8 protein-coding genes are annotated in these 12,323 nt (G+C 64.2%); 6 read left to right on the top strand and 2 right to left on the bottom strand.

The genetic code is table 11. The features are described from left to right. Positions 1-19 precede the first annotated feature (19 nt). On the bottom strand, positions 20-904 hold the full coding sequence (locus AC1DEL_RS14140; protein ID WP_441592644.1) for a YihY/virulence factor BrkB family protein: 885 nt from the start codon (positions 902-904) through the stop codon (positions 20-22). A 204-nt stretch (positions 905-1,108) separates the two neighbouring features. Between AC1DEL_RS14140 and AC1DEL_RS14135 the strand changes: the two genes are divergently transcribed. Then, positions 1,109-1,741: a LysE family translocator gene (locus AC1DEL_RS14135; RefSeq protein WP_092295857.1), complete on the top strand. Its 633-nt coding sequence runs from the start codon at positions 1,109-1,111 to the stop codon at positions 1,739-1,741. Between the two features lie 6 nt (positions 1,742-1,747). Here the strand turns inward: AC1DEL_RS14135 and AC1DEL_RS14130 are convergent, their stop codons facing one another. Then, positions 1,748-2,776 (bottom strand): FUSC family protein, encoded by a 1,029-nt coding sequence (locus tag AC1DEL_RS14130; protein WP_092295854.1) that lies wholly within the window; start codon positions 2,774-2,776, stop codon positions 1,748-1,750. Positions 2,777-3,042: 266 nt separating this feature from the next. Between AC1DEL_RS14130 and AC1DEL_RS14125 the strand changes: the two genes are divergently transcribed. The 5 genes from AC1DEL_RS14125 to AC1DEL_RS14105 all read left to right on the top strand — a co-directional run bounded on the left by AC1DEL_RS14125 (position 3,043) and on the right by AC1DEL_RS14105 (position 12,228). Further along, positions 3,043-6,006, top strand: a complete 2,964-nt coding sequence (locus AC1DEL_RS14125; RefSeq protein ID WP_477125330.1) for a type VI secretion system Vgr family protein — start codon at positions 3,043-3,045, stop codon at positions 6,004-6,006. Positions 6,007-6,044: 38 nt separating this feature from the next. Further along, positions 6,045-10,775: an RHS repeat-associated core domain-containing protein gene (locus AC1DEL_RS14120; RefSeq protein WP_477125331.1), complete on the top strand. Its 4,731-nt coding sequence runs from the start codon at positions 6,045-6,047 to the stop codon at positions 10,773-10,775. Positions 10,776-10,778: 3 nt separating this feature from the next. Beyond that, positions 10,779-11,186 carry a hypothetical protein gene (locus AC1DEL_RS14115; RefSeq protein ID WP_477125332.1) on the top strand — a complete coding sequence of 136 codons (408 nt, stop codon included), beginning with the start codon at positions 10,779-10,781 and terminating at the stop codon, positions 11,184-11,186. Positions 11,187-11,322: 136 nt separating this feature from the next. Beyond that, positions 11,323-11,814 (top strand): hypothetical protein, encoded by a 492-nt coding sequence (locus AC1DEL_RS14110; RefSeq protein ID WP_477153802.1) that lies wholly within the window; start codon positions 11,323-11,325, stop codon positions 11,812-11,814. Between the two features lie 27 nt (positions 11,815-11,841). Continuing rightward, positions 11,842-12,228 carry a hypothetical protein gene (locus tag AC1DEL_RS14105; protein WP_477125333.1) on the top strand — a complete coding sequence of 129 codons (387 nt, stop codon included), beginning with the start codon at positions 11,842-11,844 and terminating at the stop codon, positions 12,226-12,228. The last annotated feature ends 95 nt before the right edge of the window (positions 12,229-12,323 follow it).

Raw genomic sequence — 12,323 nt, 5'->3', positions numbered from 1 at the left:
TCAAATTGCCGACTGACGGCTAGGTGTGGAACCCTTGCGGCGCAGGGTCCACGCCGGAGCGCTCCACGGCGGCAATGACCTGGGCGCCGAACAGCAGCAGCGTGGCGGCAATCTCCAGGCTCAGCAGCACCACGATGGCCGTGGTCAGGGAGCCGTACACCCGCCCCACCTGCGACAGCGTGGCGAAATACCAGACCAGCACGTGGCGGGACACCTCCCAGAGCACGCAGGCGAAGACCGCCCCCACCAGCGCATGGCGCACGGACAGCCGGCCCACCGGCATGACGAGGTAGATCGAGGTCAGCAGCAGGATCTCGCCGGCCAGCCCGAGCAGGTAGAGCAGGGTGCCGGACAGGCGGTCCAGCGACCATTCATGGCCGAGCACCTCCAGGTGCCGTTCGCCGATGGTCTGGAGCCCGCCCGCCACCAGCGTCACCACCAGCAGTCCCACGCTCAGCACGAGGATGTAGCAATAGGGCAGGATGGCCGAGACGAGGAAATGCCGCCGCCGGATGGCCACGCGATGGATGAAGATGACCGACATGGCGTTCTCCAGCACGGTGAAGGCCAGCGAACTGAAGAAGATCATCGTCACCAGCAGCACCCAGCCGAGGGCGCGGTGGTCCATGAAGCGCGCCAGTTCGGCCACCAGCGCGCGCGACTGCCCGGGCAGTAGCCATTCCAGATAGCGCGCCAGCGTATCGAGCAGCCGAGCCGGGTCGATCACGTGCGACAGGCCAATCAGCATCAGGATCAGCAAGGGCACGATCGACAGCAGCGCGTAGTACGCCACCGCCCCGGCCAGCAGCAGGCCCTGGTTGGCGCGGAATTCCCGGAGCGTGGTCAGGATGAAACGCCCGGGGTGCTGGAGGACGTGCCGGATGCGGGTGTCGAGGATGGGCATGGGAGGCAAGGAGGCGTCACAGACCAATGTGGCCCATCGGCGGTGCCCCGGCAAGGCGAGTTTGTCCGACACGGTGCCCGGGGCTGTACACGGTGCTGTACAGATCGGCCCGAAAGTCATGCCGATCTGTATCCAATCGACGCTGGCCCCCGTCCCTATAATGGCCCAATCCCCCGAAGTCGCCCTTTTTGAAGGAAATCCGACATGCTCGACTGGCACGACCTGGCCTTTTTCGCCCTGGCGGCCCTTGTTCTGGTGCTGACGCCGGGGCCGAACATGATCTATTGCGTGTCCCGCGCGCTGTGCCAGGGCCGAGCGGCGGGGCTGGTCTCGCTGGCGGGCGTGCTGCTCGGGTTTGTGGTCCACCTGATGGCCGCCGCGCTGGGGCTGACCGCGCTGCTGATGGCGGTGCCCTTCGCCTTCGATGCCATCCGGCTGGCCGGCGCGGCCTACCTGCTCTGGCTGGCCTGGCAGGCGGTGCGCCCCGGCGGCGCCGCGCCGTTCCAGGCCCGGGCGCTGCCCGACGATCCACCGCGCAAGTTGTTCAGCATGGGCTTTGTCACCAATCTGCTGAATCCCAAGGTGGCGATGTTCTACCTGTCGTTCTTCCCGCAGTTCCTGCATCCCGAGCAGGGCTCGGTGCTGTGGCAGAGCCTGCAACTGGGCGCGGTGCAGATCGGCGTCAGCGGCGCGGTGAATTTGCTGCTGGTGATGGGGGCGTCCGGGATTACCGCATTCCTGTCGCGTAGCGAGCGGTGGTTGCGTGCGCAGCGCTATGTGATGGGAACCGTACTTGGCGCGCTGGCCATGCGCATCGCGCTGACAGACCGGAAGTAGCCCGATTCAGCGCGTGGCGTAGGGAAAGTGATGCTGCGCCGCCATCTGGGACAGATGGTCGCGCAGATGGCCCAGCTCGGCCGACAGCTGCAGCGTCAGGAACGCGAACGAGCTATGGCCGATGGACGGATCGTCCGGGTGCGGCGCCGGCAGGGTGATGTTCTGGCGAACCATGGACTCGTCGCCGGCTTCCAGCGCGCTGGAAATTTCCAGCAGCAGGTCGCGGATGCAGTGCTCGTCCCCGCAGGCATCGATGCTCTCGGGCGGAATCGTCGCCAACATCTCCAGCGCGCTGATGCACACCCGCGCGCAGTGCTGGACCTCCTCCAGATCCGCCGGCAGCGTGCCGGTTTCCTTCGCTACCGAGGGGATCAGGCTGCGCAGCTGCACCAGCGGCGGGCCCAGCTTCATCATGGCCTGCTGCCGCTCGCTCTCATCCGCAAAACCCCGTTCGATCTTGGCGTGCACGGCCGCACAGGCGCGCAGCAGCCCGGCCAGCTTGAAACGCCACGAATATGACGCATAGGCCGGCAGCGCGAACGAGAACACCAGCGCGATGGCCGTGCCGATCATCACATCAACCGTGCGCCAGAGCGCGTCATAGACGTTCTGGTCACCGTGGCCAGCCGTGATGACCACCGTAATGCCAGCCAGCAGCGCGATATATCCCCCCTTGCCGACCGCATGGTAGGCCGCATACCCGCACGCCACGGCGATCAGCAGGTAGGTCAGCAGCGGAATGCGGAAGTAGCTTTCCTGGAGGATCAGGAAGAGGCCGACGAAGGCGCCGATCAGCGTGCCCACCCCGCGCTCGGCGGCGCGGCGGCGGATATTGCCGTGATGCTGGAGCCCGCCAATGACCACGAGCACCGTGATCGACGCCCATTCGCCATGCGGCACGTTGATGCCGGTGGTCAGCGCGATGGACACCAGCAGGGCCAGCGCCACGCGCGTGGCGTGGAAGATGCGGGCCTGGCGGAATCGGCGATCGGGGTCGAACAGCGCGCTTGTTGTATTTCGCAGGGCCTCAAGCATGGGGGCGATCACCTTCAGGGGGGGCCGGGACGCTTGTAGTGTATAGAGCCCGGCGCACGATCCGCAACATGGGCCGCCGCTTCCCTGGCGCTGGGGGTTCCTGGCCGCCATCTGAAGTCATGCAGATCTCATTGAAGTTTATCTAAGCGCACTTTCGAACTTGTCATATTCGATGATGCGAGCCTTCGCCGCATTGTGCTGGCTGCGCCGCGCAGCAGCCGATGCAGCCGTCGCCTTGCCTTCATCCTGTGTCGACATGCTCCGATATGCGCAACCCCTCGCCGTCGCCGTCGCCGTCCCGTACCGTCTCTGTCCGTTGCGCCGGTCTGCCCACGTTGATGGGTGCACCGGCGCTGGTGTTCTCGCGGTTGTCCGGGACGGAGCGGCTGTGCGAGTTGTTCGAATACGAAGTGCAGCTGAAGACGCCCGACGCCCGGTATGCGCCGTCCGGTCCGGCGGCGAACCTCGACACGCAGGCCCTGCGCGGCCAGGAACTGACGGTGGCCATCGAACTCGATGGCAGCGGCACCGGGCCAGTTGGCCGCACCGGCGTGGGCACGCGGGAGATCACGGGGCTGATTACCGACGTGCGTGGCCCGATCCCGCAAGGCCGGCAGATCGCCTACTGCCTGACGCTGCGCCCGTGGCTCTGGCTGGCCACGCTGACCACGAACTTCCGCGTCTTTCAGCAACAGACCGTGGTCGGGATCCTCGAAGCGCTGCTCTCCGCCTACACCTTCCCCATCGAATGGCGCCTCGACGTGGGCCGCTACCCCAGCCGTGAATACCAGGTCCAGTACGGCGAGAGCGACTTCGATTTCTTCCAGCGCCTGACCCAGGAGTGGGGCATTTCCTGGCACATCGCGCACAGCGATGGCAAGCACCGGCTGGTGCTGACCGATGCCAACAGTGCCTTCGCGCCATACACCAGCCCCGCCTACCACACCATTCGCTGGCAGCGCAGCGCGGACCGCATCGACGAGGAGTGCCTGCACGCGCTCGTGCTGCACGACCGCCTCGTGTCCGGCCAATGGACCAGCTCCGACTACGATTTCGTCAAGCCAGGTGCGGATCTGGCGGTGCGCTCGGCGGCGCCGCTCGATACCGCGCATGCCGAGGCAGAGATCTATGAATATCCGGGCGACCATGGCCAGCCCGCCACCGACAACGACCCGTGGCGCGAAGGCGGCCATCTCGCCCAGTTGCGGATGGAGGCACTCCGCCAGCACGGCAGTCGGGCGAGCGGACGCGGCCACGTGCGCGCGATGGTGCCCGGATGCACGTTCAAGCTGAGCCATTTTGTCCAGGACAAGGCCAATCGCGAGTACCTGATCCTCGGCACCGATCTGGAGATCGAGGATGTCCCCGAAGTGTCGGGCATGGGCCAGCAGTGGCGTTGCGAGGTCGCCTTCACGGCGCAGCCGACGAACGTGCTGTTCCGGCCCGAGCGGACCCAGCCCAAGCCGCGCACCAGCGGCCCGCAGACCGCCACGGTGGTAGGGCCGGAGGGCGAGGAGACGTGGACCGACGCGTACGGGCGCATCCGTATCCAGATGCATTGGGACCGGATCGGCCAGCGCAACGCCAACAGCTCATGTTGGGTGCGGGTGTCTTCGGCGTGGCAGGGCAATCGCTTCGGGGCGGTGCACGTGCCGCGCATCGGCCAGGAGGTGGTGGTCGAGCACCTGAATGGCGATCCCGATTGTCCCATCGTCACCGGCCGTGTACCGAACCGTCTCAATATGCCGCAGTGGCCGCTGCCGGCGCAGCACGCGCTGTCCGGCTTTGTCAGCAAGGAATTGCATGGCGAGCGGGCCAACGCCTTTGTCCAGGACGATACCCAGGGAGAAATCCAGACCCAGCTGCAGAGCGGCCATCAGACCTCGTGGCTGGGCCTCGGCTTTCTGACGCGCGTGCTGCACGGCGCCGGGCGCAAGGACAAACGGGGCGAGGGTTTCGAGCTGCGCACGGACGGGCAGGGCGTCGTGCGCGCCCACGGCATGCTGCTGACCACCGAGCGACGTGCCAACGCCCGGGCGCATCACAAGGACATGGGCGAGACCGTGGAGCGGCTGGCCGTGGCGCGCGCGCAGCAGGAAACGCTGGCCGAACTGGCGCAGCAGCACGCGGCGCAGGACGCGGCCGACCAGGCCGACCACGCCGAAGTGGCCCGCGCCATCCAGCAGCAGAACGAGGACATCCACGGCACAGGAACTGCCAATGCGGATGCCGGCAGCTTTCCGGAACTGTCCGCGCCGCACCTTGTGCTGGCCAGCCCGGCCGGCATCGAGGCCACCACGGCGCGCTCGACGCACCTCGCTTCGGGCGAGCATCTGGCGCTTACCAGCGGTGGGCATACCAGCCTTGCCGTGGGCAAGCGGCTGCTGGCCAGCGCGAGCCGGGGAATGCGGATCTTCATCCAGAGCATGGGGTGGCGGCTGGTGGCGGCCGGCGGCGACATCGACCTGCGTGCGCTGCGCGACAGCATCAACCTGCTGGCCCGGCTCGGGATCACAGCCACCGCCGACCGGATCACGCTGTCGGCCCGGCAGGAGCTCGTCATCAGCGGTGGCGGCAGCAGCACCACCTATGGCGCGGGCGGCATCACGCATCGCACGGGCGCCGCGTATGTCATTCGCACCGCCAGCTATGCCCTGATCACCGCGCAGCGCGGCGCCGTGGCGTTCCCGCCGGCGCGCAAGCCCGGGCAAGGCAATCTCGAACTGTTCAACCGCTACGCCAACCACACCGGCATCGGCGGGGAGTTCCGCGTGGAGGATGCCTTGGGCAAGGCCGTGGCCGGCCGGCTGAACGCTCAGGGCTTCGCGGCGGTCAGTGGGCTCGCACCGGGCCCTGCCACGGTGAGCTTCGGCAAGGACCCCGCCGATACCTGGGTCGAGGCCAGTCATGTCGGCCAGCCGGAATGGCCACCGCGCGTGGCGCGAACGGAGGAAGACAGTGCGGTGGCCCAGAGCGCCGCCGGGCTTGTCGCGGAACAGGTGCGCGCTGCCGCGAGCCGGGCCAGCGAGCTTGGCCAGACGCTGCAGAGCGCGCGACAGCTCGCCGCGGCGGTCAAGACTATTCCCGATGGTTTGGCGGAATTCGGCCTGTCCGGCGCCCAGTCACTGCTGGGCCAGGCAGTGCAGACGTCGATGCCGGTGCCGACACTGGCCAAGGCCGTATCGCATCCCACGCGGCCTTCGATCGCCACGCCGGGGTTTGTTTCCTGATTCCCGCCGAAGCCCATCCATCGCCAATACCCCAAGCCATGCCCGAACCGAGACCTTCGCCCGCTCCGCGCCCGCCCGAGACAGCAGTGGCCCCGCTCAATACCATCGACGTGGAAGATGTGGGCCGGGGTGCCGCGCAGGTCGATGCGTGGCTGCGGCAGGCCAGTGGCGGGCTGGTGACGCTGGCGCGCATCCAGACCGTGGCCGGTGGCTTGCCCGTGCTAGGCAACATCATGGCACTGGTCGATGCACTCAACGACATCTTCGTGCTGATGCGCAGCCGCTCGCGCGATGTGCTCGACTGGGCCAGCCTCGGGATCAACCTGATCGGCGTGCTGCCGTTGCCACCGGGCATGGCAGCAGCACGCATGAGCCTGCGGCCCACGCTCGCGCTGGTTCGTCAGGAACTGCGCCAGGCCGCCACTGCCACGCTCGGCGATGGGCTGATCGAGGTGTTGGTCGGGCACTTGAACGCCACCATCATCGGCGAACTCGACGACTTTGTGCAGCAGGCGCAGGCGAAGCTGGGCGGCATCCTCGACGATGCCGGCGCGCTGGGCGAGAAGCTGCTGGGCGAGATTGCAGGCGGGATGGAAGCCGTCGCGCTGGGTCGGCTCGATGCCGCCAGCAACGCGCGGTCGGCCCGCACGCAAGCCGGCATGGCGGCGGGGCAGTTGCTCAACGATCCCCGGGCGGCCATCGGCAATATCTTTGGCGCGGTGTGGCATGCCTACAAGGCGGCGGGCAAGGCGGGGGCCAATAAGGCGGTGCGCCTCGCGGTGCCCGAGACAATGCGGCAGCAGGTGGCAGCCAGCGCGGGCGCGCTGCGCGAGATGGGGCCGACATTGCGGGCGCAACTGGCGAAGCTGGCCGACCCGCAAGCCGCGCACAGCCTCGGCTGGCTGCTGGCGATACTTGCCCAGGCGGTGGCGCGCTGGCGCCAGAAGCGGCGCGCCGGCCAGAGCGCCAATGTTCACCCGAAACACACCAGCGAGGCGCGGCAACGCGCGCAGGATGGCGAGCTGGGCGCCATCGGCCGTCAGGCGCCAGCACGCGGCAGCCCGGGCTGCCGGAACTGCCCGGCGCCGTCCGGCAGCCGGCGCAGCATCAGCTTCGCCACCGGCGACGAGACGCTGTCGCACACCGATTTCATCCTGCCGGGGCAGCTGCCGCTTGCCTGGACGCGTACCTACCGCTCAAGCCTCGCCGCCTACGACACCGGTGTATCGAACCAATGCGGCGCGCGTTGGATCACCCCGTACACCACCCGCTTCGATCGGGCGTCCAAAGGCGTGGTGTATCACGCCGCCGATGGCCGCAGCCATGCCTATCCGCTCCCCGAGATCGGCAAGTTCCACCACGATCCGATCGAGAACATCACGCTTGTGCGGGTGTCGGAGAACACGCTGACGCTCGCTCGGGGCTTCGAGGGTCAGGAGACCTATCGCCTTCACGGGCAGCGCTTCCGTCTGACCGGCATCGAGCTGCGCAGCGGCGCGGGCGTGGCGCTGCACTATGACCATCGCGTTCATGGCGACACTGTGTTGTCGGACGTGATCGCCTATCAGGGAGCGGCGACGCTGGCGCATATCGGCATCCGCCCCGACGCGGCCGGGCGCATTGCCGAACTGTGGCAGATCGTCGACGGCCAGCTCGTGCGGCAGCTCTCGCGCTATACCTACGACGACGCGGGCGATCTCGTGATGGCGCAGGACGAGAACGCCGCCCATTGGGACTACACCTACCGGCATCACCTGCTCACGCGCTACACGGACCGCACCGGGCGCGGCACGAACCTGCAGTGGCACGGCGATGGCCCGGATGCACGGGCCGTACGCGAATGGGCCGACGACGGCAGCTTCGACACCCGCCTGGCGTGGGACCCCGACATCCGCGTGACCTGCGTAACCGACGCGCTCGGCCATGAAACCCGCCACTACTACGACATCCTCGGCTACACCTATCGGATCCGGTATCCCGACGGACTATCCGAATGGTTCTTCCGCGACGAGGCCAAGCATGTCGTCAGGCATGTGCATGGGGACGGCGCCGTGGACCGGTTCGCCTACGACGGACGCGGCAACCTGCTCGAGCACCTGCGCCCGGACGGCAGCGCGGTGCACTACGCCTGGGACGACGCCGATCAGCTCATTGGGATCCGGGACGCCGAGGGTGGGCTGTGGCAGCGCCGTCATGACGACCGGGGCAACCTGATCGAGGAGACGGATCCGCTCGGACACAAGACCGAATACGCCTACAACCAGGCAGGCCTGCTGGTGGAGATCCTCGACGCCCGGGGCGGGAGGAAGCAATTGGCCTACACCGCCTCGGGGCAGCTCGCCAGCTACACCGATTGCTCGGCCAAGACCAGCACCTGGCAGTACGGCGCACGCGGCGAACTGGTGAAATTCGCCAATGCGGCAGGCGAGGCCACCCAATACCAGTACGAGGGTGGCCAACTGGCCAGCGTCAGCCATCCCGATGGGCGCGCGGAAACCTTCGAGCGCGACGCGGAAGGTCGTTTGCTGGCGCATACCGATGCGCTGCGCCGGCGCACGACTTGGCACTACGGCGAGGCCGGCCTGATAGCAGGGCGCACCGATGCCGCGGGCCGTACGCTCGGCTACCAGTGGGACAAGCTCGGGCGGCTCACTACGCTCGTCAACGAGAACGACGCCAGGACCGAGTTCCACTACGACCCGGTGGGGCGCCTGCTTGAGGAAACCGGCTTCGACGGCAAGACGACGCGCCACTACCATGACCCGGCTACGGGCAGGCTGACAAGGAGCGTCGATGCCGGGCAACTGCAAACCACGTACGCGTTCGATGCCTCTGGTCGCCTGATTCGCCGCGAGGCCGGCCGGCTGGATCGACAAGGCCAGGTCGGGCGCAGCGAGGCCGAGACCTTCGCCTACGATGGCAACGGCCGCATGATTCTGGCCGAGAACGCGGACAGCCGCCTGCAATGGTTCCACGACGCCGCGGGCAATGTGGTGCGAGAACATCAGCACTACCGGTGCCTGGAGCAGCCGCTGGTGGCGGTCTGGCGGCACGAGTTCGACGCGCTGCACCAGCGCATCGCCACGATCCGCCCGGACGGGCACCGCGTGGCCGTACTGACCTACGGCGCGGGCCACGTGCACGGCGTGATGCTTGATGACCGCGAACTGGTCCATCTTGAGCGCGACGACTTGCACCGGGAGGTGCTTCGCACACAGGGCAATCGGCTCTCCCACGCGCAGGCGTACGATCCGGCGGGGCGGCTGATGGAACAGACGCTGTCTCACGTCGATGGCGCGCGGGCGGGCCATCGTTTGCTGCACCGCCAGTATCAGTACGATGCGGTGGGACAGCTATCGGGCATCCATGACATGCGGCGCGGCGCGCTGCGATATCGCTATGACCCCGTGGGCCGGCTGCTCGCTGCGCACAGCGCACTGGGCAGCGAAACTTTCGCCTTCGACCCGGCCGGCAACCTGCTCGACGATCCCGATACGCGCTGGTATGCGTCCACGCCCGAACATGGACGACGGGCCACCGACAGCCGCCTGACCGGTCACCCCAGGCTGGTGGACAACCTGCTCCGGCAGTACGCGGGCACCCACTATCAATGGGACGAGTGCGGCAACCTCACGGAGCGCCGGATCCATGGCGTGACCGGGTCCTTTACGTGGGATGCCTTCAACCGGCTGGTCGGTTACCGCACTGCGGACCAGTCGGTGCAATACATCTACGACGCGCTCGGGCGCAGGCTGGTCAAGTCGTCATCCGCCCACGGCGTGACGCTTTTCGGCTGGGATGGCGACCAACTGGCGTGGGAAAGCCAGCCTGGACGCAGCACGCACTATCTCTACGAGCCCGGCGCATTCGTACCGCTGGCGCAGGCGGTGCGCCATGACGCCATCGCCCTGCATCGCGAGCCCGATTACGGGGGCGACTACGATATCGATGACGATCCGCTCTGGACCGAGGACATCGCCCCGCAGCCGTTCGACGCCATCGCCTGGTACCAATGCGATCACCTCGGCACACCGCAGGAGCTGACCGACGAGACCCGCGAGATTGCATGGTCTGCCCAGTACAAGGCATGGGGCGCCGCGCGCGAGGTCATCACCGACGCGGCGCGCAAGGCAGGCATTGCCAACCCACTGCGCTTCCAGGGCCAGTATTACGACCCCGAGACAGGGCTGCATTACAACCGGCACCGGTACTATGATCCGGTAAGCGGGCGGTATGTCAGCAAGGACCCGATTGGGCTGGAAGGCGGGATTAATGCCTACGCGTATGCACCCAATGCGCTGGAATATATTGACCCGCTGGGATTGTCAGCGCGTGAAAAGACTACGACTTTTTATCATGCGGGGGATATTAGGGGGCCTATTGATGTATCGGAGGGGCGTAGAAGATTGGATTTCAACCCCGCGGGTAAAGGCGGGTTTTATGTCACGACAAATAGAGGGCAAGCTGTTGACTGGATGGATCGGCGCAGCCATCCCAGGATCACTAAATTTGTGATCCCGAATTCTGAATTGGCAAAGCTGGACGTTAAAGTATTCGACTCCGTTGATGCCGAATGGGCTAATTTTGTTGTTCGTGGGCGAAAAGGCACACTTCTGCATGAGTACGATGCGGTAAGTGGGCCGATGGTTGATAACCCTCGGGCGGTAAGAGAGAGGAATGCTCCACCGAAGGGAAGTGGATGTCAGTTTGCCATTTTTAGTGCCAAGGCGGCTGCGATGTTCGATAAATATAATGCGGGGGACTGTTAGTCAATGGACGCAAGTAATATCGTAGATGGTATCGTGATTGTTAATGATAGAAACCCAGAGGAAAGTGTTATTTTTAACTTTCATACCTGGGTGTCAATCATAAAAGCGATCATCGTTAGGTATTCTGAAAAGAACGAGCACGAGGCCGAAAAAATAATTATGGATTCTTGGCTCGTAAAGAGGGCTCTAGAGGATTATATGGCCATTGTCGTACGGGCACATGAACTCGATTATCATTGGGCTATGATACTCGTTCATGGGGAGCGCTATTGGCGCAGAGGGATAAGTGAGATCGAACCAGATGATTTCTGGGAATGGGAGGAGGAATATAAAAGAGATCACAACCTGAAACAGGAGAGCTTCATTTTCAGACATCCACCAAAAGCCCCTCCCGTAACACAACACATCTGAGAGGCGAAGGCGTATCGTCCAAGAGCGTCGCAAGACACGCTGGGCCCACACTGGCCAAAGGTTGTCGCGGGCGGGCGTAAAGGTGGGCACATGGATAAGATGCAGTAAGTGGCCCGATGATAGAAAATCCGGGCGGGTGAAAAATGATGCACATCCTGTGGCTAAAGGGTGTCAGTTTGCAATTTTCTCGGTGAAGCCAGTGAGATATTTGACCGACACAAAATCGGGGAGTGTTAGTGCGATGGATGAAGACAGGATCGTGGACGGCATTTTGGTTGTTGATGATGAGGATCCTGGGGCGAACGTCATTTTCAATTTTCATACCTGGGTCTCGATCATCGAGGCAATCATAGTGAGATATGCGGGAAAAACAGAGGCTGAGGCGAAAGCTCTCGTTCGTTGCTCGTCATTGGTAGAGAATGCTTTGAATGGCTATATGGCCATTGTTATGCGTTCGCACGACCTTGAATATCATTGGGCGATGCTGCTGGCGCATGGTCCGCAATACTGGATAAGGGGTATCGACTCGAATGAGCCCGAAGGTTTTTGGGGTTGGGAAAAGCAATACAGAAAAGAGCATAACTTGAAGGACCGGAGCTTTGTTTACAGTGACGAATTACCGGAGTAGCGTGCAATGTGAATAACGGGGATGATAATGGCAATGGACGAAAGAAAAATTGTCGATGGTATTCTGATTGTTGATGATAATGATCCAAGGCGGTGCGTAATTTTCAATTTCCGAACCTGGGTGGAAATAATCAAGGGGTTGATGGTTCAATACGCCGGAAAAACAGAGAAAGAAGCCGCCTCGATTCTTCTGAACTCGCCTTTGGTGGAGAATGCGTTGCGCAGCTATATGGCAGTTGGTTTGCGTGCCCATGAACTGGATTACCATTGGGCAATGCTTCTGGCACATGGTGAGGGATATTGGCGGAAAGGTATCGATACGGAGGAGCCAGATGGTTATGAAGAGTGGGACGAGCGATACAGGAAAGAGCACGACTTGAAAGAAAGAAATTTCATTTTCTATGATCAAAACTGAATTCTGCATGCCATAGCAAGAAGTGTTCAGTGAGGCTCTCGCCCTACGCCGGCTAGCGAAGGCTTTTGGGATTGGGAAAAGAAATTCAGGAAAGA

Source organism: Cupriavidus sp. 10L43_2, assembly GCF_056395265.1.
Note: the sequence above shows the minus strand (reverse complement) of the source record. Positions and strands in the feature narration are given on the sequence as shown.

Excerpts from the sequence above, each read along its gene's own strand:
- AC1DEL_RS14140 (WP_441592644.1), bottom strand. The coding sequence starts at position 904 with ATGCCCATCCTCGACACCCGCATCCGGCACGTCCTCCAGCACCCCGGG.
- AC1DEL_RS14135 (WP_092295857.1), top strand. The coding sequence starts at position 1,109 with ATGCTCGACTGGCACGACCTGGCCTTTTTCGCCCTGGCGGCCCTTGTT.
- AC1DEL_RS14130 (WP_092295854.1), bottom strand. The coding sequence starts at position 2,776 with ATGCTTGAGGCCCTGCGAAATACAACAAGCGCGCTGTTCGACCCCGAT.
- AC1DEL_RS14125 (WP_477125330.1), top strand. The coding sequence starts at position 3,043 with ATGCGCAACCCCTCGCCGTCGCCGTCGCCGTCCCGTACCGTCTCTGTC.
- AC1DEL_RS14120 (WP_477125331.1), top strand. The coding sequence starts at position 6,045 with ATGCCCGAACCGAGACCTTCGCCCGCTCCGCGCCCGCCCGAGACAGCA.
- AC1DEL_RS14115 (WP_477125332.1), top strand. The coding sequence starts at position 10,779 with ATGGACGCAAGTAATATCGTAGATGGTATCGTGATTGTTAATGATAGA.
- AC1DEL_RS14105 (WP_477125333.1), top strand. The coding sequence starts at position 11,842 with ATGGCAATGGACGAAAGAAAAATTGTCGATGGTATTCTGATTGTTGAT.